Source organism: Streptomyces sp. NPDC002588, assembly GCF_040295925.1.
GTDB lineage: Bacteria > Actinomycetota > Actinomycetes > Streptomycetales > Streptomycetaceae > Streptomyces.
In genome coordinates this window covers 1-23,535 of the sequence record NZ_JBEOWF010000054.1, presented here as the reverse complement: position 1 = coordinate 23,535, position 23,535 = coordinate 1, and the positions used below count along the sequence as shown (strand labels likewise).

At 72.6% G+C, this 23,535-nt stretch carries 16 protein-coding genes and 1 pseudogene; 13 read left to right on the top strand and 4 right to left on the bottom strand.

Annotation, left to right across the window (positions count from 1 at the left end):
• Window positions 1–282: 282 nt before the first annotated feature.
• The 4 genes from ABT057_RS41600 to ABT057_RS41585 all read left to right on the top strand — a co-directional run bounded on the left by ABT057_RS41600 (window position 283) and on the right by ABT057_RS41585 (window position 3,791).
• Window positions 283–1,272, top strand: a complete 990-nt coding sequence (locus ABT057_RS41600; RefSeq protein ID WP_352349161.1) for an ROK family glucokinase — start codon at window positions 283–285, stop codon at window positions 1,270–1,272.
• Between the two features lie 158 nt (window positions 1,273–1,430).
• Window positions 1,431–2,864 carry a sugar porter family MFS transporter gene (locus ABT057_RS41595; RefSeq protein ID WP_352349160.1) on the top strand — a complete coding sequence of 478 codons (1,434 nt, stop codon included), beginning with the start codon at window positions 1,431–1,433 and terminating at the stop codon, window positions 2,862–2,864.
• Window positions 2,861–3,283: a WhiB family transcriptional regulator gene (locus tag ABT057_RS41590; protein ID WP_352349159.1), complete on the top strand. Its 423-nt coding sequence runs from the start codon at window positions 2,861–2,863 to the stop codon at window positions 3,281–3,283. Before ABT057_RS41595 ends, ABT057_RS41590 begins: the two co-directional genes overlap by 4 nt.
• A 358-nt stretch (window positions 3,284–3,641) precedes the next feature.
• Complete coding sequence (locus ABT057_RS41585) at window positions 3,642–3,791, top strand: hypothetical protein (RefSeq protein WP_352349158.1); 150 nt, start codon at window positions 3,642–3,644, stop codon at window positions 3,789–3,791.
• A 193-nt stretch (window positions 3,792–3,984) separates the two neighbouring features.
• Here the strand turns inward: ABT057_RS41585 and ABT057_RS41580 are convergent, their stop codons facing one another.
• A complete protein-coding gene (locus ABT057_RS41580) occupies window positions 3,985–4,158 on the bottom strand; it encodes a hypothetical protein (protein ID WP_352349157.1) in 174 nt (57 codons plus the stop codon).
• A 122-nt stretch (window positions 4,159–4,280) separates the two neighbouring features.
• Between ABT057_RS41580 and ABT057_RS41575 the strand changes: the two genes are divergently transcribed.
• The 3 genes from ABT057_RS41575 to ABT057_RS41565 all read left to right on the top strand — a co-directional run bounded on the left by ABT057_RS41575 (window position 4,281) and on the right by ABT057_RS41565 (window position 11,480).
• Window positions 4,281–7,211, top strand: coding sequence for an ATP-binding protein (locus tag ABT057_RS41575; protein ID WP_352349156.1), 2,931 nt, complete (start codon window positions 4,281–4,283; stop codon window positions 7,209–7,211).
• A 102-nt stretch (window positions 7,212–7,313) separates the two neighbouring features.
• Window positions 7,314–7,505 carry a hypothetical protein gene (locus ABT057_RS41570; RefSeq protein ID WP_352349155.1) on the top strand — a complete coding sequence of 64 codons (192 nt, stop codon included), beginning with the start codon at window positions 7,314–7,316 and terminating at the stop codon, window positions 7,503–7,505.
• Between the two features lie 48 nt (window positions 7,506–7,553).
• Window positions 7,554–11,480, top strand: a complete 3,927-nt coding sequence (locus ABT057_RS41565; RefSeq protein ID WP_352349154.1) for a carboxypeptidase regulatory-like domain-containing protein — start codon at window positions 7,554–7,556, stop codon at window positions 11,478–11,480.
• A 250-nt stretch (window positions 11,481–11,730) separates the two neighbouring features.
• Here the strand turns inward: ABT057_RS41565 and ABT057_RS41560 are convergent, their stop codons facing one another.
• The 3 genes and pseudogenes from ABT057_RS41560 to ABT057_RS41550 form a co-directional block, all read right to left on the bottom strand.
• Window positions 11,731–13,374, bottom strand: coding sequence for an SGNH/GDSL hydrolase family protein (locus tag ABT057_RS41560; RefSeq protein ID WP_352349153.1), 1,644 nt, complete (start codon window positions 13,372–13,374; stop codon window positions 11,731–11,733).
• 203 nt (window positions 13,375–13,577) lie between these two features.
• Window positions 13,578–15,176 carry a chitinase gene (locus ABT057_RS41555; protein ID WP_352349152.1) on the bottom strand — a complete coding sequence of 533 codons (1,599 nt, stop codon included), beginning with the start codon at window positions 15,174–15,176 and terminating at the stop codon, window positions 13,578–13,580.
• Between the two features lie 410 nt (window positions 15,177–15,586).
• Window positions 15,587–16,453, bottom strand: a pseudogene (locus ABT057_RS41550) (LmeA family phospholipid-binding protein); the annotation flags it as partial.
• Window positions 16,454–16,573: 120 nt separating this feature from the next.
• Between ABT057_RS41550 and ABT057_RS41545 the strand changes: the two are divergent.
• From ABT057_RS41545 to ABT057_RS41520, 6 genes are all read left to right on the top strand, one after another.
• Window positions 16,574–17,836: a DUF4190 domain-containing protein gene (locus ABT057_RS41545; RefSeq protein ID WP_352349151.1), complete on the top strand. Its 1,263-nt coding sequence runs from the start codon at window positions 16,574–16,576 to the stop codon at window positions 17,834–17,836.
• A gap of 159 nt (window positions 17,837–17,995) precedes the next feature.
• Complete coding sequence (locus ABT057_RS41540) at window positions 17,996–18,748, top strand: GntR family transcriptional regulator (RefSeq protein ID WP_352349150.1); 753 nt, start codon at window positions 17,996–17,998, stop codon at window positions 18,746–18,748.
• A gap of 398 nt (window positions 18,749–19,146) precedes the next feature.
• Window positions 19,147–19,338, top strand: coding sequence for an SPOR domain-containing protein (locus ABT057_RS41535; RefSeq protein ID WP_352349149.1), 192 nt, complete (start codon window positions 19,147–19,149; stop codon window positions 19,336–19,338).
• A 29-nt stretch (window positions 19,339–19,367) separates the two neighbouring features.
• A complete protein-coding gene (locus ABT057_RS41530; protein ID WP_352349148.1) occupies window positions 19,368–19,796 on the top strand; it encodes a (deoxy)nucleoside triphosphate pyrophosphohydrolase in 429 nt (142 codons plus the stop codon).
• Between the two features lie 97 nt (window positions 19,797–19,893).
• Entirely contained in the window at window positions 19,894–20,322 is a 429-nt protein-coding gene (locus ABT057_RS41525; RefSeq protein WP_352349147.1) for an ATP-binding protein, read from the top strand.
• 251 nt (window positions 20,323–20,573) lie between these two features.
• On the top strand, window positions 20,574–23,198 hold the full coding sequence (locus ABT057_RS41520; protein WP_352349146.1) for a SpoIIE family protein phosphatase: 2,625 nt from the start codon (window positions 20,574–20,576) through the stop codon (window positions 23,196–23,198).
• Window positions 23,199–23,535: the final 337 nt, after the last annotated feature.

The following is a 23,535-nucleotide window of genomic DNA, read 5'->3' as shown; positions in this document are numbered from 1 at the left end:
AGGTGGGCCGGGAGCCGACGGCCGGCGCCACCGCGGAACGCAGTCAAATGACTGAAGCAACTCACCGCCCGGATACGGAAGCTGAAGCCCTGGACCGGTCGCGGACCACGGCCCTCGGAGGCGCGCCGGCACCAAGAGGCGACGCCGTGACGATCACCGCCCCAGCGGCCTGTTCCCGTCCGCCACGCCCGTGGCTCCCGGCCACACCCCACACCAGCGCACAACGCGAAGGAATCACGACATGATGCACGAAAGCACAGGTCACGGCACGAGCGATGCCCGATGAGCGAGGAGACCGGCGGTCTGACCGTCGGCGTCGATCTCGGCGGCACGAAGATCGCCGCCGGAACGGTCGACCCCGCCGGTGAGATCGTCTCCCGCGTACGAGTCCCCACCCCGCACGACCCGGACCGGATCGCGGAGACGATCGCCGAAGCGGTCCAGCGGGTCCGCGACGGCTGGGACGATGTCCGGGCGGTCGGCGTCGGAGCCGCCGGATACGTGGACGCGGACCGCTCCACGGTGCGTTTCGCGCCCAACCTGGGCTGGCACGACAAGGCGATCCGGGACATCGTCCAGAAGGCCACCGGGCTTCCGGTCGTCGTCGAGAACGACGCGAACGCCGCCGCATGGGGCGAGTTCGTCCACGGCGCCGGTGCGGGACACGAGGACATGGTGATGGTCACCGCGGGCACCGGCCTCGGCGGGGGCATCATCAGCAGGGGCCGGCTCTTCCGCGGCCGCTTCGGCATGGCGGGCGAGATCGGCCACTACCGGGCGGTCCCCGACGGGCTCCCGTGCCCCTGTGGTCAGCGCGGCTGCATGGAGCAGTACGCGAGCGGAGCGGCCCACACGCGCCGCGCCCGCGAGATGGCGATCGCCGATCCGGGGCGGGCCGCCGCGGTGCTCGCGCTGGGCGACGGCACCCCGGCCGGCCTGCAGGGGCGGCATGTGACCGAGGCCGCCGTGGGCGGCGACCCCTTCGCCCTCGACGTGTTCGCCCGATCCGGCCGCTGGCTGGGCCAGGCCCTCGCCGACCTCGCCTCCGTCCTCGACCCGGCCGTCCTCGTCATCGGCGGCGGACTCGGCGACACCGGCGAACTGATCCGGCGTCCGGCCGAGGTCGCCTACCGGAGGGCCCTCGGCGGCGGCGAACACCGGATCTACGCACAGGTCCGCACCGCGACCGTCGGGCAGGACGCCGGTCTCGTCGGCGCGGCGAACCTGGCCCGTCTGCACGAACTGCTCTGGTCCCCGGCGGCCGTCCTCTGACAGCGCGCCGGCGACATCACGCACCGACGGCCCTGGTTGCCGACCGTGCCCGCAACGCAGCCCCGACCTCCCGTCCGCGCCCTCCCCTTACGACCGGCGTACCCACCCGGGCCGCGAGCCCCGCCCGCGAACCGGGTGCTGTGAAGGAGTCCTCGACCATGACCGCCAACGCCACTCCCGCGGGGCCGGCCCGACCGCTGGCCGCGCCCCGCACCACCAACCTCCGGCGTATCACCTACATCTCCGCCGCCGCGTCGATCGGCGGCTTCCTGTTCGGCTACGACAGCGCGGTCATCAACGGCGCCGTCACCGGAATCCAGCACCGGTTCCACGTCTCCTCCAGCGAGACGGGCACCATCGTCGCCTCCGCCCTGCTCGGTTCCGCCGTCGGCGCCGCCGTCGCCGGGCGGCTCGCCGACCGCATCGGCCGGCTGCGGGTCATGCATCTCGCGGCCACCCTCTTCGCGATCAGCGCACTCGGCTCGTCCGTGCCCTTCTCCGCCTGGGACCTGGGAGCCTGGCGGGTCGTCGGCGGCATGGCGATCGGCCTCGCCTCGCTGATCGGGCCCACCTACATCGCCGAGGTCGCCCCGCCCGACCATCGCGGCCGGCTGGCGTCGTTCCAGCAGGCGGCCATCGTGCTGGGGATCACGGCCTCCCAGCTCGTCAACTGGGGTATCGCCCAAGGGGCAGACGGCAGAAGCGAGAACATGCTGGGGCCTCTGCACGCCTGGCAGTGGATGCTCATGGCCGCCGTCGTCCCGGCGCTCGCCTACCTGCTCCTCACCCTTCGCATCCCGGAGTCGCCGCACTTCCTCGTCGGCGCCGGCCGCCTGGTCCAGGCCCGCGAGGCAGTGCGCGACCTGCAGGGCACGTATACCGGTGTCGAGGTCCGGATCGCCGAGATCCAGCACGCGCTCAGGACCGACCACAAGCCACGGGTACGTGATCTGCTCGGCGGCCGGTTCGGGCTGCTGCCGATCGTGTGGGCCGGAATCGGGCTGGCCGTCTTCCAGCAACTCGTCGGCATCAACGTCATCTTCTACTACTCGTCGCTCCTGTGGCAGTCGGTGGGCATCGACCAGTCCGACTCCCTGCTGATCAGCCTCTCCACGTCGATCATCAACATCGTCGGGACCGTCGTGGCGATGCTCCTGATCGACCGGGTGGGCCGCAAACCGCTCGCACTGACCGGATCGGCCGGCATGGCCGCCTCGCTGGCCCTCGCCGCCTGGGCGTTCTCGTACCGGACGGGAAGCGGCGGCAGTCTGTCCATCCCGGACACCCAGGGCGCCGTGGCGCTGATCGCGGCCCACGCCTTCGTGTTCTTCTTCGCGGTCTCCTGGGGCGTGGTGCTCTGGGTGATGGTCGGCGAGATGTTCCCGCTGCGGATCCGCGCCGCCGCGATGTCGGTGGCGACCGCGGCCAACTGGATCGCCAACTGGGCCGTCACCGAGAGCTTCCCCCGCATGTCGGACTGGGGCCTGTCGGCCACCTACGCGATCTACGCGGGCTTCGCAGTGCTCTCCTTCGTCTTCGTCGCCGTCCGGGTGCGCGAGACCAACGGCAAGAAGCTGGAGGAGATGCAATGACAGCGCCGTGCACTCCCCGGCCGGACGAACACGCCGTGCGGCCGACGGCGGCCGACGACGACCGGGCCGTCTGCTCGACGGCGGGCTGGTGGCAGGCCGCGTGTTGCCGGGGCGCCGACACCGAGACCTTCTTCCCGCTTCCGGGCGACCAGGCCACCGTCCAACGGGCACTGGCGATCTGCGAGTCCTGCCCGGTGCGGATCCCCTGCCGGCGGTACGCGCTGGGCAGCCGTGAACGGCACGGCATCTGGGGCGGACTGACCGAGGAAACGCGTGAACTGCTCATCCGCATGGGGCCGCCGCTGACCCTGGACGTCCCGGAGAGGAACGGAGCGTCCATGGCGGCCGCTGCTCCACGCGGTGTCGCGCGTTCGGCCGACGCGGCTGCGCGACGGACCGGACCTACGGACGAGGGCTGACGGCATCCGGGCGACGCATCACATCGCCCGGCCCATCGCGGAGTCGGCCTCCCGCAGCTGTACGGCTCCAGCGCGGTCGAAGGGAAGGGGCGAGGGGGTGCGGGGTGGCGGCCGAAGGCCTCGGTGATCCCGTGATCCCGTGATCGGGGCAGCGAGCGGCGGGGAGAGCAGCGGGGGGCCGGCCGGCGGGCGCGAGGCTTCCCGCGGGCTCGGCAATCCCGGTGATCCGCTCGCCTCCCCGCGCTGCCGGCCCCGCCGGACCTCACGGAGCCAACACGACCGGGAGCCGGGTGAGGCCGCGGGTGATGAGGGTGCTGCGCCAGGTGCGGTCGGCGGCCGGGGCCAGGACCGGGGGCCGGTGCATTTCGTCCGTCTGCCGAGCGGCAGCGAGCTATGGCTGATCGTCGGCTACGACGAGGCTTTCGCCGCGCTCAACGAGCCCACACTGAGCAAGAACTGGCTGCGCGCCGGCGCGAGTTCGGCGAGTACGGAGCAGGGGTCCCGGTAGAGCGCCTCGGCGTGGGGGGCAGGTCGACGAGGGCGGCCCGTGGGTGTTCGGCGCGGGCGGCGGATGTCACGGTCACGGTGATGGTCCTCAGCTTTCCGGGAGGTCTTGGACGTGCAGCGTTCCGGCGTGCACGCGCCACAGTCGGGCCCGTGCCGCGGCCCGGCGCAGCACATCCGGGATCGCGGGGGTCTGGTCAGGGAGCGTGGGCGGCCGCCAACGCGCCCGCCACCGCGGCCCGGAATGCGCCGACGTGCGCACGGTCACGGTCGTCGACGGGTTCGCCCGTCCACAGGGCGAGCGCGTCGACCAGCGCCTGCCGGGCCGCGCGCGGCCCGCCTGCCGCGAGAGAGGGCTTCCGTATGGTCATGGCCGTGTCGAAATGCGCGTACACCGTCGAGGGAGCGGCGTGACACCGCCGACATGATCGGCCACCGGCCGCGTCACGGGCGCCCGGCAGAATGAGTCCAACGGGCCGGAGCGGAGGCGGAGATGACTGCAGCGGAGAGTGCCGGCGCGCCGACACGCCGACCTGACCTGAGCGTACCCCGCCTGGTCGGCCGCGACCGCGACCTCTCGCTGCTCGACCGGGCCCTCGACGAGCGGCCGGGATTCGTGGTGGTCGCGGGTGAGGCGGGGATCGGGAAGACCCGGCTGCTCCACGAGCTCCTGCTGCGGCGTGCGGAGACGGCGCTGGTCGCGGTGTGCCCGCCCTTCCGGGAGCCGTACACGCTCGGCCCGGTCGTCGACGCCATACCCCGGCTGGCCGACTGCGTCGCCGGTCTGCCGCTCACCGGGCTGGCGGGAGCGCTGCGGCCGGTCTTCCCGGAGTGGGCCGAGCAACTGCCGCCCGCGCCCGAGCCGCTGCCCGACGCCGCAGCCGCCCGGCACCGTCTGCTCCGCGCGCTCATCGAACTCATCGACGCCCTCGGCGTCGGCCTGTTCGTGGTGGAGGACGCCCACTGGGCCGACGAGACCACCCTCGAACTCCTGCTGTTCCTGCGGGCCCGGCGGGAGCGGATCCCGCACCTCGTCCTCACCTACCGTCCCGAGGACGTCCGCCCGGAATCGCTGCTGCGCCGGCTGGTCGCCCAGGCCGGCGTCACCCGCCTGGAACCCGGGCCCCTGGACACCGCCGGGACGGCGGACCTGGTGTCCTCGATGCTCGGCGGGGAGCCGGTCTCGGTGGAGTTCGCCGAGTTCCTCCGCAGTCACACCGACGGACTGCCGCTCGCCGTCGAGGAGTCCGTGCGGCTGCTCCACGACCGCGCGGACCTGGTCTGCGAGGACGGCGCCTGGCTGCGGCGCGACGTCGCGGAACTGGACGTACCGCCCAGCATCCGTGACGCCGTGCTCGAGCGGACCTCCCACCTCGGGCCGGCGGCCTGCTCGGCGCTGGCCGCGCTCGCCGTACTCGAGGGGGAGCGGGCGTCGGCGTTGGTCGCCGAGGTCGCCGGCATACCCCTGCCGGAGGCGGAGACCGCTCTGGCCGAGGCGCTCGTCGGCGGGCTGCTGCACGAGGACCACGACGCCAGGGTGGGGTTCCGTCACATGCTGGCCGCGCGCAGCGTCTACCAGGCCCTCGGCGCCATGGAGCGCGGTCGCCTCCACCGCCGCGCCGGGGAAGCACTCGAGCGGGAGCCGGTACGCCGTGTCGCCGAGCTGGCCCGGCACTTCCGGGAGGCGGGCGACCCGGACCGCTGGGCGGCGTACGCCGAGCAGGCAGCGGACCACGCGATCTTGTCGGGCGACCCGCGTACGGCGTTCGGGCTGCTCCTCGACCTCCTCACCGGCGGTGCCGTCCGCGGTGCGGCGGTGTCCCGTCTGGTGCAGCGCATGCCGCTGTACGCCGCGCCCGGCAACGGGCCGCTGCGCCAGATCGTCACCGTGCTGCGCGAGACCGTCGACGGCGAACTCACGCCCGGGGAGCGGACCGAGGCCACCTGGCAGCTGGCCCGGCTGATGTTCCACGTCGGTGACGTGGAGGCCGCCTCGGTCGAGATGGAGCGGGTCGTACCCGGGCTGGTCCAAGGCCGGCCGGCCGCCGCGGTCCACGCGATGATGATGCTCGCCCGCCCGCTCGGCACCGGGCACCCGGCGGCGCACCACCGTGCCTGGCTGGAGCGCGCCGAGCGGCTCGTCGAGGCCTGGCCGGGTCCGTCGCCCGAGTACCGGCTCTCCTTTCTCGTGGACCGCGCCGCCACGCTCCTGGTACTCGGCGACCCCGTCGGCTGGACGGCGGCACGCGACCTGCCGGCCGACGGGGAGACCCCCGGCGAGGTGCTGCAGCGCGCCCGGGGGTTCGCCAACCTCGGTGAGGCGGCGATGCTGTGGGGCCGCTACGACGACGCCCGGCGCCGGCTCGACGCGGCCGCCGCCCTGGCCGAGCAGCACCAGCACCTGCGCCTGCGCGACCTCGTCGGGGCGACCCTCGCCCACCTCGACTGGCTCACCGGCGGCTGGACGGGCCCAACGGAGTGGTCGGCCCTGGCCCTCGACGCCGACGAACCCGTGCTGCGCGCCGACGCAATGTTGTTGGCCGGTCTGCTCGACGCCGCTCGCGGCGACCATCGTCGGGCCCGGGAGCGGGTCCGCGCCGCGATCGCGGTCGGGCTTCCGCGCGGCCCCGCCGACGGTTCCCGTGACCCGTCCGCCGTGCTCGCGCGGCTGGCGATCGCCGCAGGCCGCCCCGAGGAGGCGCTGGCCGCGACCGACGCCGCCTGGCGGCTCGTCGAGGTCAAGGGGCTGTGGCTCTGGGCCGCCGAGATCGCCCCGCTCCGGGTCCGCGCCCTGCTCGAAGACGGGCGCGTCGGGGAGGCCGCCCGCGCGGCCGAGGCGTTCATGGCGGGTACCCGCGGCCTGGACGCGCCGGTGGCGACGGCCGCCTGCCGGCTGACCGAGGCCCTGCTCGCCAGGGCCGGCGGTGACCTGACCGGCGCTGCCGGGCACTTCGAGGAGGCGGGCGCCGTCTGGGCCGCCCTGCCGAGACCGTACGACGCCCAGCTGGCCCGCGAGGCGGCGGCCGGCTGTCACCTCGCCGTCGGCGAGCGGGACCGGGCCGTCGGCATGCTCCGCGAGGTCTTCGACGCCCTCACCGCCCTCGGCGCGAGCGGGGACGCGGACCGGGTGCGGCGTGCCCTCGCGGACGAGGGTGTCCGGGTCGGAGCACGGGTGGGCAGGCCCGGCTACGGTGACCAGCTGTCGCCGCGCGAACTCGAGGTGGTGCGCCTGCTCGTGGAGGGCCGGACCAGCGCACAGATCGCCCGCGTCCTCGGACTCTCGCCCCGCACCGTCGAGAAGCACGTCCACTCCGCGATGCGCAAACGGGGCGTGCCCTCGCGCACCGCGCTCGCCGTCGCCGCGGTGGAGTCCAGTGACGTACCGCTGCCGGGGAGCATGCCGCGGCCGTCGGCGGCGGAGTAGTCGACGGCAACCGCCCCGAGTTTCCCGGGTAGTTCTGCGCATTGCCGCCCGATCGCCGCGCGTCGTTCACTGCTGGCTCTGGGACAGAACGGAGCAACCGCCATGACCTCTGGCAACGGCGCCGAACGGTCCGGCGAGGAGCCGGTGGCCGGACCCGTCGACGGTTCCCTCACGGGTTCCACCGACGATTCCGCCGACGGTGAGGAGACCGCCGCCGATCCGGCCCCGACGGCGAGCGCGGACCAGCCGCGCGGCTGCCGACGGAAGGCCGGTGTGGAGTACCGGCCGGTCTGACCAGACCCACTCGAGTCGGCCCGGCCGACGGACTCCCTGAGAAGAGCGATGCACAGACCAATACGCGTATGGGCCGCCGGGGTTGCGGTCGCCTGCACCGTGGCCTCCGGCCTGATGGCCGTCGCCCCGGCGCAGGCGGCACCCGCACCGACCAGCGGCACCCCGCAGAACACAGCGGCCTACAAGCCCGCTGGATGTGCCGTCCCCCTGCCCGCCTCCGAGCAGAAGGGTGACGCACCCTATGCCACCTGCCACCTCATGGGAGTGACCGACGGTCACGGCGCCCTGGCCGCAGGCTCGTCCACACCTCCCGTGGCCGCCCTCACCCCGGACGATCTCAGGGCGGCCTACGACCTGCCCACGGGCGGCTCGGGCAGGACGGTCGCCATCGTCGACGCCGGCGGCTACACCGCCGCCGAAGCCGATCTGGCCGTCTTCCGCAGCACCTACGGCCTTCCCGCGTGCACGGAGGCGAACGGCTGCTTCACGAAGGTCGACCAGAACGGCGGCGACAATCTCCCGCCTGAGGACCCCAGTTGGGCCATGGAGACCGCGCTCGACCTCGACGCCGTCTCCGCCGCATGCCCGCAGTGCCACATCCTGCTCGTCGAGGCGGACTCGGCCTCCGTCGACGACCTCGGCAGGGCGGAGGACACCGCCGCCGCCCGCAACCCCGTGGCCATCTCCAACTCCTACGGCGTCCCCGGCGAGGGAAGCGCCCCGGAGGCGTACGACCACTACTACGACCACCCCGGCATCGCCGTCACCGCATCCACCGGCGACTACGGCAACATCGTCAACTGGCCCGCGTCGAACGGAAACGTGCTCGCCGTCGGCGGGACGACGCTGACCGAGGACACCACCACCGCCCGCGGCTGGACCGAGACGGCCTGGGCCTCGGGCGGCTCCGGCTGTTCGACCACCGAGCCGAAGCCGGCGTATCAGCAGGGCATCGACACCGGCTGCGACAAACGTGCCATCGCCGACGTCTCCGCGGTCGCCGACCCGGCCACCGGCCTCGGCATCTACGACTCGAATCCCGCGGTCGGCGGCTGGCTCCAGGTCGGCGGCACCTCGCTCTCGGCGCCGCTCGTCGCCGCGATGTACGCCCTCGCGGGCACCCCGACACCCGGCACCTACCCGGTGACCTACCCGTACGACGACACGAACGCCGGCGACCTCACCGACGTCACGTCCGGCTCCGACGGCCACTGCGGCGACCAGCTCTGCAACGCCCGCGAGGGCTGGGACGGCCCCACCGGACTCGGCACGCCCGTCGGCGTCGGCGCGTTCCGGCAGGGCCCGCACGGTCTCGTCACCGGTACCGTGCGCGGCACCGGCCCGGGAACGGCCGGCGGGCCCGTCCCGGGCGCCTCGGTCACCGCCACGGACGCGGACGGCCACAGCTACTCCGCCACGACGGACGCGTCGGGCGGCTTCACACTCGCCCCCGCGCCGGGCGACTACACCCTGACCGTCGCGCAGTTCGGCTACGCGACGGCCACCACCACGCTGAAGGTCACCGAGGGGAGCGCGGCGAAGAAGTCCTTCACGCTGCGCGCCCTGCCCACCCACGCCGTCTCCGGGACCGTCACCGACGCCTCGGGCCACGGCTGGCCGCTCGCCGCGACGATCACCGTCGACGGCTACCCCGGCGGCACGGTCGACACCGACCCGGTCACCGGCCGGTACTCCGTCCGGCTGCCGGACGACGGGAACTACAAGCTGCACGTCTCGGCGACCCTGCCGGGTTACCGGGCGGCGGACGAAACCGTCACCGTCGGCGGCAGCGACGTACGGCACGACGTGTCGCTGTCCGTGGACGCCAGCGCCTGCACCGCGCTCGGCTACCGCTTCGGATACGACCGCGCCACCACCGGCTTCGAGGGCTGGACCGGCGCCACGCCGCAGGACGGCTGGACGGTCACCGACGACAGCGGCTCCGGGGTCACCTGGCGCTTCGACGACCCGGGTCACTTCGGCAACGACACCGGCGGCACCGGCCAGTTCGCCGAGGTCGACTCCCACGACGGCGGCAACGACACTCACGAGACGACCAGCCTGGTCTCGCCGGTGCTCGACCTGAGCGGCGACGCCACGCCGATCGTCACCTTCGACAACTCCTTCATGTCGCCCATCTACAACTCCAACGCCTACGTCGAGGTCAGCACCGACGGCGGCCGGACCTGGACCTCGGTCTGGCACATGTCCCGCACGATCGCCTACGGCCCCGAGGTCGTCGCGATCCCGCAGGCCGCGGGCAAGAGCGACGTGCGGGTCCGGTTCCGGTACGACGCGGTCCACTCGTGGTTCTGGAAGATCGACGACGTCTTCATCGGCGACCGCTCCTGCGACGCCGTCGCCGGCGGGCTCGTGGCCGGCACCGTCGATGACGCCAACACCGGCAAGGCACTCTCCGGCGCCACCGTCAGTGTGGGCGGCACCCCGACGGCCACGACGGCCGGCGGCGCCTACGAGCTGTTCGCGCCCGCCTCGGCCGCCGACAGCTCCGGCCGGACCCCGCTGGCGGTCGTCGACGGCGCGTACACGGGCTCGACCGCGAAGGTCCGCGTCGCCCACGACCAGGTCACCCGGACGGACTGGCGCCTGGGTGCCGGCCGGATCAGCGTCTCCGGCGACCCGCTGCGGGTCACCCAGCCGCTGGGCCGGCCGACGACCCGGACCGTGACGCTCCGCAACACCGGCACCGCACCCGTCCACGTCGTCCTCAACCCGCAGGACGGCTCGTACACGCCGGACTCGCACTCGGGCGGCCAGGGGAAGCCCAACGCCGGCGCACCGCTCCGGCACGCCGGCGGCGACTTCACCCGCGGACCGCTGCTCTCCGGTGAGACGCACGGGGCCGCCACACCGACGAGCCCGGCCGACGCGACCACCGTGGCGGGCGCCACCGCCTGGACGACCGCCGACGCCCTGCCGACGCCGGTGATGGACGACGGCACGGTGACGCTCGACGGGAAGGTCTACGCCTTCGGCGGGACCGACGGGGCGAACGTGCTGTTCAAGGGCTACGTCCACGATCCGGCCGCCGGCGGATGGCAGCGGCTGGCGAACATGCCGGAGGCGCTGGAGAAGCCCGGCGTGGAGGCGGTCGACGGCGAGATCTACGTCGTCGGCGGCTGGGACAGCACCGGCAACGCCTCGACCGCGGCGTACCGCTACGACCCCGAACACGACTCGTGGTCCTCGACGGCGGCGCTCCCCGCGGGCGTCACCGCCGGCGGTACCGCGGTCCTGGGCGGCCGGCTCTACGTGGTGGCCGGCTGCGGCGGCGACTGCGCCCCGGCCTCGCGGGCGACCTACGTCTACGACCCCCAGGCCGACACCTGGAGCCAGGCGGCCGACTACCCGATCAGCGACTCGTGGCTCTCCTGCGCCGGCATCGACGGCCAGGTCGTCTGCGCCGGCGGGACCGACCCGGTCAGCGGCGAGGAGACGACGGCGACGTACGCGTTCGACCCGGTCACCGGCAAGTGGACCGCGCGGGCCGACCTGCCGTACCCGAACTGGGCGATGGCCTCCGCGTCCTCCGGCGGGCGGCTGCAGCTGACCGGCGGCGTCACCGGCGGGCAACTGACCAACCAGACCGAGGAGTACGACCCGGCAACCGACTCCTGGTCGGCTCTGCCGGCGGCCGACGCGCTGGTCTACCGCGGCAGTGGCGCCTGCGGGCTGTACGTCGTCGGCGGCACCGCGGGCAGCGATGGCCCGGTCAGTGGCGTCGAGCAGCTGCCGGGGTACGGCGACTGCGGCAGCTCGGGCGCCGCCGCCTGGCTGTCGGCACCACACACCGTCACCGTCGCCCCGGGCGCCGCGGTGAAGGTGCAGGTCACCCTGAACGCGGGCAAGGTCGGCCGGGCCGGCACCTACACGAGCGGGCTGACCGTCGGCACCGACTCGCCGTACGCCGTCCCGGCGCTGTCCGCCACCATGAAGGTGACCGGCAGGCACTGACCGCGGACGGCCGACCGGCCCACGGCCGGCCGAACGGGCACGACCTGACGGGGCTCCCGGGAAGCCGGACCCGGGAGCCCCGTCCCGACATCGGTGCCGCGTCCGCGGGGCATCGTCTGACCAAGGTGCGCCGGTGTCGCCCTGAGGAGCAGGCCGCCGAGCCGACTCGGTCTTCCCGGCTGATTCGGAGTGCAGGCACGCCGGCCCGCGCGGGACCCGAGTTCGGCGACGGCTGGTCGGGGATGGTCCGTCAGGGGGTGAGGTAGCAGGTTTTGGACACGCCGTAGAGCGGGTCGGTGCCGAATGCCGTCGTGGTGCAAGGGGTGCCGCCGGTGAAGGTCCTGTAGGTGAAGCGGCCTCGTGCGCCGTACGCGACGGTTTGCTGTCCGGAGAAGGCGCAGGCGCTGTTTTCGTCGGAGCAGGCGGTGGTGTAGCCGCTCGGTCCGCCGGCGAAGGTGTAGCAGGCTTTGGACACGCCGGGTATGGGATCGCCGAAGGTGGGGTTGGTACAGGGAGTGTCGCCGGTGGCGGTGATGGTGGCGAACGCGCCGTAGGCGCCGTAGGCCACCGGCTGTCCCGCGGCGGCCGGGCAGGTGCCGCCTTCGGTGGCGCAGACGGTGGATCCGGGCGGGCCGCCCGCCTCCGCGACGTAGCAGGACTTGACGACACCGCCCGCAGGGTCGCCGAACTGGGCGTCGGTACAGGCGACGGAGCCGCTCGTCACCTGGTGGGCGAAGTTGCCGCCCGCGCCGTAGGCCAGATCGCGGCGGGTGCCGGGGACGGTGCAGGTGCCGCCCTCGGCGGCGCAGGTGGTGTATCCGGGTGGGCCGTCGGCGCCGGCGACGTAGCAGGACTTGAGGACGTTGACGGCCGGGTCGCCGCCGAAGGAGGCGTTGGCGCAGACGGTGCTGCCGGTCGCCGTCTCGTAGGTGTAGGTCCCGGCGCCGTAGGCCACCGCGCGGGTGCCGCTGAAGGAGCAGGTGCCGCCCTCGCCCGCGCACCGGGTGAAACCCGCACGCAGGGGACCCGTACCCAGCGCGGACTCCACCAGGGCGGCCGCGGCTTCCATGCCGGCCTCGTTCGGGTGGTACGCGACCCGCCCCGAGGCGGGCCGGTACGTCTCCACCCACGGGGCGGACGAGCACGCGTCGTGGCCGCGGCCGGCGGTGGCGAGATCGACCAGGGTCGCTCCGGTGGCGGTCGCCGCGGTGGCGGTCGCGTCCGCCAGGCGGGTGGCGACGCTGCGCTCGAACGCCAGCTGGTCGGCGGTGAGCGGCACATCGGTGCAGGTACCGGTGTCCGGCAGGATGGTGAAGTAGTTCACCAGGTAGACCTGCGCCTGCGGGGCGGTGTCGTGGACGGCGGTCACGACGTTCACCAGCCGGTCGGCCAGTTCCTCGAAGGTCTGGTTGATCGCGGTCTGGTCCACGGTGCCGCAGCTCGTGCCGCCGCTGGTCTGGCAGGAGTACGTGCCGAGGCTGCCGAGGTAGTTGACGTCATTGCCGCCGATGGTGACCGTGACCCGCCGGGTCGTACCGGTCACGGCGTCGATCTGCGGTGGCTGCGCGCCTTGGGCGGAGGTCAGGATGTTCGCGGTCGTGGCGCCGCTGCACGTCACATCCGTCAGGTCCGCGCCGGTGTCGCGGGCCACGATGCCCGCGTAGTTGTTGAGCGACCGCGAGCACGCCGCGGCCCCGCTGCCGGTCTGCTGGGGCAGGATGCCCGGGCCCGCGGCGAACGAACTGCCCATCGCGACATAGCCGTCACCGGCCGCTGTGTTCGCGGCGGAGGTGTACGTGACGGCCCCCGCCTGCGGCGGCACCATCACCGCCGCCGCCAGTAACGACGCGGCGACGGCGCACAGCATCCGCACGGTGCGTCGGGGAACGGTCACTGCGCCTGAGCGCGGATCCGGCATCGGACACCTCCACTGAAAGCGGGGCGGGCCCGGCGTGCGCGGGCCCGCACTTCTCGGCGACATTGCGGGCGCGCGCTACTGGACGTAGCAGGCCTTGGCGATGCCGCTGTGTCGTTCTCCAGCCTTCATTCATGGCCCGGCCGAGCCCGTCCCGAAGGAGGGCTCGGCCGGGCCCCGGGCTACTGCACGAAGCACTTCTTCGCCGTCCCGTCGACGGGGTCGGTGAAGACGGCGTTGCTGCACCCGGTCGAACCGCTGACGGTTCGGTAGGCGTACTTTCCGGCGGCGCCGTAGGCGACCTCGTGCGTCCCGCTGAAGGAGCAGGTCCCGCCCTCGGACGCACACTGCGTCCAGGTGGTGAACGAGGGCGGCGCGGCCATCAGGTAGCAGGACTTGACGGTGCCGGGGGCCGGATCGCGGAAGACCGCGTTGGTGCAGGAGGTGGCCGGCACGGTGGCGTAGCTGAATGCGCCGTTCGCGCCGTAGGCCACGGTCATCACCCCGGCGAAGGAGCAGGTGCCGCCCTCGCTCGCGCAGGAGGCCCACACGTTCGTCGCGGGCGGCGCGGTCTGCGCGTAGCAGGCCTTGACGACGTCGGGTGCCGGGTCCTCGAAGGTGGCGTTCGTGCACGCGGTCGAGCTGCTCTCGGTGGCGTAGTTGAACCTGCCTCCCGTGCCGTAGGCCACCACCGTCGCTCCGCTGATCGCGCAGGTGCCGCCCTCGCTCGCGCACGGTGTCCAGGTCCCGGGCAGCGCCTGCACCGTGTTGCTGCTGAACGGCTGGAACGTCCTGGCGAAGTCCCCCGCGTTCTGGCTGATGCCGCTGCAGACGCTCGATGCCGTGGTCTGGCCGGGGCAGCCGCCGTTGTCGCGGTTCTGCGACCAGTACGACAGCATCGCGATGCCCTTGGACGCGGCGTAGGCCTCGACAGTGCTCGCGTTGGCGAGGGTGAAAGTCTCGCCGGCCGTGTCGTTCTGCCCGATCATCGGTGTGTTGCCGAGCTTCGCGTACGCCGCGGTCGTGGAGATGCCGAAGATGCTCGCGACCTGGCCGGCCGCGCCGTCCAGGGCCTGGTCGGCCGCCGCGCCCATGTCGATGCCGGCGGGCCCGTAGTCCATCGTCATCAGGTTGACGACATCGGGGGTGAAGCCGTTGGACACCGCGTTGTTCAGCAGGTTCACGTCGTCGCCGCTCAGCCCGCCGGTGGTGGCCGGCACGGTGTAGGAGACGGACAGCGAACGGTTGTTGGCGGCGGCCCAGTTGCGCACCTGGGCCAGGGCCTTGTTGCGGCGGTCGACGCCGGCCGCATTGGTCAGCGAAGCCGACTCGACGTCGAAGTCGATGTGGGACAGGTTGAAAGTCGTGATCACCGACTCGATCTGCGTCGCCGCCGCCTCCGGGCTGCCGCAGGAGTCACCGAGCTCCGTCAGGGAGCTGTCGGCGGTCCAGCCGCCGAAGGACACCGAGACATCGCCGCCCAGGGCCCGGAGGTTGTCGATCTGAGTCTGCGCTGCCGCCGTCCCTCCGATCGTCCACTGGCAGCCCGGTCCGTTGACGAAGGCGAGGGTGAAGAACTTGGTGCCGTAGTTGTTCGCCACGTCGCTGAGGGTCACGTTCCCCGACGTTATGTCCACGTACGGTGCGAACACGTGGGCCGGCCAGGCGTTGGGTGCGGATGCGGCGGACGCCGGTGACGCGGCACCCAGTCCGGCCGCTTGCAGGGCGGCGATCAGTCCGAGACCCGCCAGGGCGGAAGCGATTCGTAAGCGCGTGCGCATGATCTCTTTCTCCTTGCAGGGAAGGGCGATGCCGGACCATGGCGTTGGTTCCGACGAGGTCAGGGCAGACGTGTTCGCCTCTCGGCTCCTGGCTGGGACGGCGAAGGGAGGAGAGTGAATCGATTCAATGAGGGAGTGGTGGGTGGCGCGGACCGCACTGAGGTTTGGTCTAGACAAGCAGGAATGGCGTGAACAAGTCAAGATGCCTGCATGCGCCGACGACCGACCCCTTCCGACGGCGCTGACTCGCTGCCGGCTGCTGGGGCGTGTTTCGAAAGTCCCGCCTGCCCGGCGGCGCCTGGCACGCACTCCCCCAGAGGGGGGACCCCCAGCCGCGTTGTCGGGATCGCACGCACCAGACGCCGCCGGGCCCGCCCTACGGGCGGACGACGCTACTTTCGAAACACGCCCTAGTTGCCCACGGTCAGGCCGGAGCCCGTCAGTCGTACGCGGACGCCGTCCTTCTCGACGCGGACGTCCCGGAGGCGCAGGTCCCCGAGCTTCGGTTCCGGCAGTTCGAAGGCCAGAGACAGCCGGTCGGCGAGGACCGGGCGGGTGAGCCGGGACAGGGCGTCGAGGAGGTCGGGGTCGAGGCCCAGGCCGCGGAGCGCCTCGGGGTCGTCCAGGGCCAGGTCGATGAGGTCGAGGCTCCGGGCCTGGCGGGCGAAGCGCGGGGAGCCGGTCAGCCCGGTGAGCTTGCCGTCGTCGCTCAGGGCCTCGCGCACGGTCGCCTCGGGCAGCCCCAACTGCCGCACGACTGCCGGGGCCGACAGCAGCGCCTTCGCCTTACGGGTCTCCCGGGCGAGGCCGGCGGCCGCCTTCGGCGTCAGGTGCAGGCCGTCCGAGGCACGTGTGCCGGGGCGGTAGGTGGCCAGGTTCCCGATGTCCAGGCGCATGCCGCCTATCTCCGTGGCGATGCCCCGCTCGGCATGCCGCCGGACCGTGGCCTCGGCGCGCAGTCGCAGGTCGTACCCGGCGACCGGCAGGGTGCCGCCGGCCCGGACCCGGTCACGGCCGTCACCGGTGAACGTCACCTGGGACGCGCCGAGTTCGCGGTTGAGGTCGGCGAAGGACAGCAGGACGTCGCCGTCGAGCCGGGGGACGCGGGCACCGTGCACGGAGGTGAGACCGTCGGCGTCCAGTCGTATGTCATGGGCCGTGGCCGACACCTTCGCCAGCGACACCCGGTCGGCCGCCACGTCCGGCACGGTCACCCGCACCGAGTCCATTCGCTTGTCGGCGAGTTGGGTGAGGAACGGGAAACCGCCGATCTCCAGGCCGGAATCCCTGGACTTTAGGCCAGGGAGCACGTCAACATGCGGCCTGTCGACTGCACCGACTTTCCCGACCGGCCGCCGCCCCGGCACTCGGCCGCCCGAACCAGGAGCACGGTACCCGTGTCCATACCCCCGCCCTCCGGGCCCCAGCAGCCCCAGGACCCGTACCGGCCCCCGCAGGACCCGCAGAGCGATCGGAGCGCCCAAGGCAACCAGGGCGGTCAGGGTGCGTATCCGCAGCCGCCGTACCCCCAAGGGCCGTACCCGCAGGGGCCGCAGGCCCCTTACGGCCCCGTGCCCTACCAGGTCTGGGGGCAGGGCTACACCCCCTTCACGCGTCCCGCGCCGGTCAACGGGGTCGCCATCGCCGCCCTCGTGCTCGGTCTGCTCTGCTTCCTGCCGGCCGTGGGACTGGTCCTCGGGATCGTCGCCCTGGTGCAGATCAGGAGGCGCGGCGAGCGCGGCAAGGGGATGGCGATCGCGGGAGCGGTCGTGTCGGCTCTCGGACTCGCGCTGTGGGCGGTGTCGCTGTCCACGAACGTCGCCTCCGAGGTCTGGGCGGGAGTGAAGGAGGGGGCGCGCGGCAACGGCAGCTTCTCGCTCGCCGAGGGCGACTGCTTCGACGTGCCGGGCTCGACCTTCGACCAGGACGTCTACGACGCCGACAAGGTGCCCTGCTCCGGGGAGCACGACGGCGAGGTGTTCGCCACGATCCCGCTCGCCGACGGCAGTTACCCGGGCGACGACTACGTCGAGGGCAAGGCCGAGGACAAGTGCTGGACGCTCCAGGACGGTTACGCCATGGACACCTGGGCGCTGACCGACGACGTCGACGTCTACTACCTCACCCCCACCAGTGAGAGCTGGGAGTGGGGTGACCACGAGATCAACTGCGTCTTCGCCGACACCGACGAGTCCGGCACCCTCACCGGCTCGCTGCGCGCCGACGAGACGACCCTCGACGCCGACCAACTGGCCTTCCTGAAGGCGATGAACGCCGTGGACGAGGTCTTCTACGACGAACCCGGGGAATACGCCGAGGAGGACCTGGACAGCAACAAGGACTGGGCGGCGGACGTCCGGGACGTGCTCGGCGAGCAGTCGAAGGTGTTGCGCGACCACCCCTGGGCCGCCGGGACCGGGACCGCCGTGGACGCTCTGGCGAAGGACATGGAGGACGCCCGCGCGGACTGGGCGAAGGCGGCGACGGCGGGCGACGCCGACACCTTCTACCTGCATTACGACAGCGGCTATGACTACGTCGACGGCGACACCACCGTCGCCGCGCGCAAGGCTCTGGGCCTGGCCACCACCCCGCCCTCGTACGACGAGGACGACTACGACGACGGGAGCGGCGGGGGGAGCGTCAGCGAGGATGTGTGATCCCAGGTGTGATCGTGTCCATACCGGGGAGAAAGTGCCTGGGTAAAGCCTTTCCCGGACAGATGTCATCACATCGAGTGATTCCCTGGCCTTTGCTTGCACGCGGGAACCCACGGTTGCCAGGCTGTTGCTGTCTGTACAACCTGATGGGAGTGGCCAGTGACATTCGGTGAGCAGCCGGCGTATCTGCGTGTCGCGGGTGATCTCCGCAAGAAGATCGTCGACGGCTCGCTGCCACCGCATGCCCGCCTCCCCTCCCAGGCCAGAATCCGCGAGGAGTACGGCGTGTCGGACACCGTCGCCCTGGAGGCCCGCAAGGTGCTGATGGCCGAGGGGCTCGTCGAGGGCCGCTCCGGTTCCGGGACGTATGTGCGGGAGCGGCCGGTGCCGCGCCGGATCGCCCGCTCCGGCTACCGGCCGACCAGCGGCGCCACCCCCTTCAGGCAGGAACAGGCCGAGGCGCACGTACGCGGGACGTGGGAGTCCAGCAGCGAGCAGACCGAGGCGAGCGGCGCGGTGGCGGAGCGGCTCGCCATCAAGGCCGGCGACCGCGTGATGTGCACCCGGTACGTCTTCCGGGAGGCCGGTGAGGCGATGATGCTCTCCACCTCCTGGGAGCCGCTCGCCGTCACCGGCCGCACGCCCGTCATGCTGCCCGAGGAGGGGCCGCTCGGCGGCATGGGCGTGGTCGAGCGCATGCGGGCGATCGACGTCATCGTGGACAACGTCACGGAGGAGGTCGGCGCGCGCCCCGGCCTCGCCGAGGAACTCCTTGCCCTGGGCGGTGTCCCCGGTCATGTCGTCCTGGTCGTCCAGCGCACGTACTACGCCTCGGGCCGCCCGGTCGAGACGGCCGACGTGGTCATCCCGGCCGACCGCTACCAGGTCTCCTACCACCTGCCCGTCAGATAGCGCCGACGGCGGTGGGAGGGGCGTCGTGGCGGTGGGAGGGCCGTCGGTCCGTCCGTTCCGTAGCGCAACCGTCGTCTACGGCGCACACCCTTCCGGCAGTTGCCCCCGGAAAACGCCCTGCGTGCCGTTGTCCGCGCGCCGTCGGAATCCGGTCGTTTCCGGTTGTTCTCGCAGGTCGTCCCATATATGTCCGGCACCCCGCCGACCGGACGCGGAAGAGCGTGCGCACGGCGCGTTCGGCCTCGTGCGCCCCCTGCGTCTTGGCTGGTTGCGTACCTCTTTGTGCAAAGCCGTGTTCGCTGTGTAAAGGTAAGGCGTACGCTCGGGCATATGCGGATTGCGGTTTCCTTGGAGAGCGGGGCGCGAGGCGGGCCACGCCGGGGAAGCGGAGGGGCGCGATGAACGACGGCGCCATCTCCCTGCCCTGGCTCGTCATACGGCAGGACGACAGCGGCAATCGCTACCGCGTGGGGCGGTACGCCACCCGGGCGGAGGCCCAGACGGTCGCGGACAGCCTCGACGATCGCGGACACAAGCAGCTCTACTGGGTCGAGCGCGTCGGCCAGACAGGGGACGCCACCCGGAACTGAGCACCCCGAAGTCCCGTAGGCTCCGGCGCATGACGGAACGGATCGTGGTGGTCGGAGCCGCCCTCCTCGCACACGGCGGCGACGGGAGCGGTGTCCGTCTGCTCGCCGCCCGCCGCAGCGCACCCCCGGACCTCGCCGGCCGCTGGGAGCTGCCCGGCGGCAAGGTCGAGCACGGCGAGCGACCCGAGGCGGCCCTCGTCCGCGAGCTGCGCGAGGAACTCGGCGTCGAGACCGAGGCCGTGGAGCGTGTCCCGGGGGAGTGGCCCCTGAAACCGCCCTACGTCCTGCACGTGTGGACCGCCCGCCTGCGCCCCGGCTCCCCCGCGCCCGCACCCCTGCAGGACCACGACGCGCTGCGCTGGCTCACCCCCGACGAGATCTGGGACGTGGACTGGCTCGACCAGGACGTCCCCGCCGTACGCGAGACCCTCGACCGGCTGGGCACGGACGCCCGCTGACGGTCGTGCCCGGCGATGCACCCTCCGGACCCGTCAGCGCGGTACTGGCTCCCGGATATCGGGTATGGGCCCATTAACCCCATGAATTCAGACAGGGGTGGACTCGCTGGCCTGGGAAGTGATCGGCGTGACCGACACCGAAGGCGACCGCGCCGAGTGGACGTTCCCCGCGGATCCCGGAGCGGTGCGCACCGCGCGGGGTGCGGTCCGCGGTCAGCTGCACGACTGGGGCCTCGACAGTCTGGGGGACCTGGCGGCGCTGCTGGTCAGCGAGCTGGTGACCAACGCGCTGCGGCACGCCACCGGCCCCATCGGTGTCCGGCTGGTGCGTCCCGCGGGTCTGGCGGGTGTTCTCCTGGTCGAGGTCTCCGATCCGCTGCCCGACCCGCCCCGCGAGCGGGTGGCCCTGCCCGAGGACGAGAGCGGCCGCGGACTGCAACTGGTGGCTTCGTCCTCCCGCCGCTGGGGCACTCGCCCGGGGGACACCGGAAAAACGGTCTGGTTCGAACTGGCCGTGCCGGGTTGACCCGGTGCACGGGGAGGGTGCGTCGGCGCTCCCCGCCCGGCCACGGTCCGCGAACGGTGTCCGAAGGTGAGGTTCGACGGCGTGCCCGCTGGTTAGAAGACTGGAAGTGTTGTCGCGGAACGGTCCAAAAAACGCCTGGACCGTGCTGTGATCGTGAACACCGTGTCGTGCGGCGCCGTAGTGCTGGATACTGCGGGCAGCCGCTCCCGGTGACCGGTGCCGGACGCGGTGAGCTGGAGGGGACGGTTCGCGTGAGCGAGATACCAGCGAAGGCCACGGAGTCCGAGGACCCGTCGGACCGCGCGAGGGCCGAGGCCGTGCGCGCCTTTGCCTACGGGGCGGGCGAGGAGGCCGCGCCCGGTGACGCCATGTGGCAGAGCAGCCCACCCGGCTCGATCTACGACTACATCAAGGTCGCCTCGTTCTCGATCGGGCCCGACGGACTCGTCGACCAGTGGAGTCTGCGCGCCGAACAGATTTTCGGCATCCCCGCAGACCGGGCGGTCGGCATGGACCCGATCGATGCGTTCATCGACCCCGATCTGCGCGAGCGCGGCCAGCGCAAGATGGCCGAGATCCTCGACGGGCGGGAGTGGACCGGCGTGGTCCCCTTCAGGATGCCGGACCCCGTGCCCGGCGGCGGCCGCGGCGAGCAGGGCCTCGCCGAGGTGTACGTCATGCCGACGCGCAGTCTCGAGGGCGAGAACGCCGCCGTGTGCATCGTCGTGGACGTCCGCACCCTGCGCAGCATCGAGACCGATCTCGCCGCCTCGCAGGCCATTTTCGGCCAATCCCCGTTCGGCTTCCTGCTGATCGACCCCGACCTGCGGGTCCGCCGCGCCAACGAGCGGTTCGCCTCCATCTTCGGCGGCACCCCCGACGACCACCGCGGCAAGGGCGTGCACGACTACCTGCCCCGGCCCGAGGCGGACCGGGTCAGCGCCACCCTGCGCCGGGTCCTGGAGACCGGCGACTCCATCACCGACATGCACGTGACCGGTTTCGTGCCGGGCTCGGACGAACGCCGGCACTGGTCGATCAACCTCTATCGCGTGAACAGCGGCTCCGGCCGCCCCATCGGCATCGCCTGGCTCGGCACCGACATCACCGCCCGCCGCGCCGCAGCCCGCGAAGCCGCCGCCGCACGGCGCAATCTCGCCCTGCTGAACGAGGCGGGCGCCCGCATAGGGAACTCCCTCGACCTGGAGACGACCGCGCGCGAGCTGCTCGACGTCGTCGTACCCGGATTCTGCGACCTGGCCACCGTCGACCTCTACCAGGGACTGCTGGCCGGCGACGAGACCCCGCCAGGCCTCGCCGACGGCAGCGCCGAACTGCGCCGGGTCGCCTTCTCCTCCGCCGTCTCCGACGCCCCCTTCGCGGGCAGCGGACCGCCCGTCGCGGTCGGCGCGGTCCACCACTTCCCCTTCAACTCGCCCTGCGCGGACGCCCTGCGCACAGCCCGCCCGCAGTCCATCCCGGGCGAGGAGGGCGGCCTGGTGCAGTCCACGCTCGCCGTCCCGATGGTCGCCCACGACACCGTCGTAGGCCTGGCGCAGTTCTCACGGACCAAGGGCAGTGAGCCGTTCGGGGACCGGGACCGGGATCTGGCCTGGGAGCTGGCCGCCCGGGCGGCCGTCTGTATCGACAACGCCCGGCTGTACCGGCGGGAGCACGAGCGGGCGCTGATACTGCAACGGTCGCTGCTGCCACCCGGCGACCCGGTCGCCTCCGGCCTGGACATCGCCTGCCGCTACCTGCCCGGCAACTCCTCCACCGACCGCCCCAGCGAGGTCGGCGGCGACTGGTTCGACGTCATCGAACTTCCGGGCCACCGCACGGCGTTGGTGGTGGGCGACGTGATGGGCCGAGGTCTGCGCGCCGCGGTCGCGATGGGTGAACTCCGTACGGCTGTCCGCACCCTGGCCCTGCTCGACCTCGAACCCGCCGAGGTCCTCTCCGCGTTGGACGAGATCGCGCGCGGACTCGGCACCCCCGGCGGCGTCCAGCAGGCCACCCGCGCCGCCCGCCGCCCCCGCGAGGCCGACCTGTCCGAGGTGTACCTCGCGACCTGCGTCTACGCCGTCTACGACTCCGTCACCCGGCGCTGCACCTTCGCCAACGCGGGCCATCTGCCCCCCGTACTGGTCGAACCCGGCGAGCCGGCGCTGATGCTGGACGTCCCGCCGGGCATGCCGCTCGGCGTGGGCGGGGAGCCGTTCGAGGAGGTGGAGGTCGACCTGCCCGAGGGCGCGCTGCTCGCGCTCTACACGGACGGCCTCGTCGAATCCCGGGACCATCCCCTGGACGAGGGCCTCCAGGCCTTCGTGGGCACGCTCACGGACCCCTCCGCCCCCCTCGAGGACGTCTGCGACCACGTCCTCAACACCCTCGACACGCACCACGGCGAGGACGACATCGCGTTGCTGATGGCACGTGTACAGGGCCTGCCCGCCGACTCCGTCGGCGACTGGACGCTGCCGCGCGAGCCCCGCAGCGTGGGCCGGGCCCGCGAGTACGCGCGCGGCCAGCTCCTCTCCTGGGACCTCGAACCCCTCGTCGACACCACGGAGTTGCTGGTCAGCGAGCTGGTGACGAACGCGCTGCGGTACGGCGAGGGCGAGATCAGGCTACGGCTGCTCCTCGACCGCACCCTGGTGTGCGAGGTCTGGGACGCGGGCCTGGTCCAGCCGCGCCGCCGCAGGGCCCGCGACACCGACGAGGGCGGCCGAGGCCTGCAACTGGTCGGACTCCTCAGCGCGGCCTGGGGCTCCCGCCGGACACCCCGCGGCAAGACGGTGTGGTTCGAACTCCCCCTACCCGACGGAGACACAGGCCTCACAGACCCGGCAGAGGCACTGCTGAGCCTGTTCTAGCCGGACGGTTGCCGGCCGCCTCGCAGACGGCCTATGAGCGCGGCCGGCTGGGGACGGAGCCCGGCTGATCGTCCGGACGCCGTCAACCGTCCGGTTCCAAGGCCCCAACCACCGGACGCCGCCCCTCGACGGGCAAAGGTTGCCTGCCGGGGCACTAGGGCGTGTTTCGAAAGTCCCGCCTGCCTGGCGGCGTCTGGCACGCGCTCCCCCAGAGGGGGGACCCCCAGCCGCGTTGTCGGGTCGCCCCGATACATCCAGTATCGGGGCGACCCTCCGCCTTGCGATCGCACGCACCAGACGCCGCCAGGCCTGCCCTTCGGGCAGACGACGCTACTTT

Bases quoted from the DNA above. Each gene is read 5' to 3' on its own strand.
- ABT057_RS41600 (WP_352349161.1), top strand. From the start codon at position 283: ATGAGCGAGGAGACCGGCGGTCTGACCGTCGGCGTCGATCTCGGCGGC.
- ABT057_RS41595 (WP_352349160.1), top strand. From the start codon at position 1,431: ATGACCGCCAACGCCACTCCCGCGGGGCCGGCCCGACCGCTGGCCGCG.
- ABT057_RS41590 (WP_352349159.1), top strand. From the start codon at position 2,861: ATGACAGCGCCGTGCACTCCCCGGCCGGACGAACACGCCGTGCGGCCG.
- ABT057_RS41580 (WP_352349157.1), bottom strand. From the start codon at position 4,158: ATGACCATACGGAAGCCCTCTCTCGCGGCAGGCGGGCCGCGCGCGGCC.
- ABT057_RS41575 (WP_352349156.1), top strand. From the start codon at position 4,281: ATGACTGCAGCGGAGAGTGCCGGCGCGCCGACACGCCGACCTGACCTG.
- ABT057_RS41570 (WP_352349155.1), top strand. From the start codon at position 7,314: ATGACCTCTGGCAACGGCGCCGAACGGTCCGGCGAGGAGCCGGTGGCC.
- ABT057_RS41565 (WP_352349154.1), top strand. From the start codon at position 7,554: ATGCACAGACCAATACGCGTATGGGCCGCCGGGGTTGCGGTCGCCTGC.
- ABT057_RS41555 (WP_352349152.1), bottom strand. From the start codon at position 15,176: ATGCGCACGCGCTTACGAATCGCTTCCGCCCTGGCGGGTCTCGGACTG.
- ABT057_RS41535 (WP_352349149.1), top strand. From the start codon at position 19,147: ATGAACGACGGCGCCATCTCCCTGCCCTGGCTCGTCATACGGCAGGAC.
- ABT057_RS41530 (WP_352349148.1), top strand. From the start codon at position 19,368: ATGACGGAACGGATCGTGGTGGTCGGAGCCGCCCTCCTCGCACACGGC.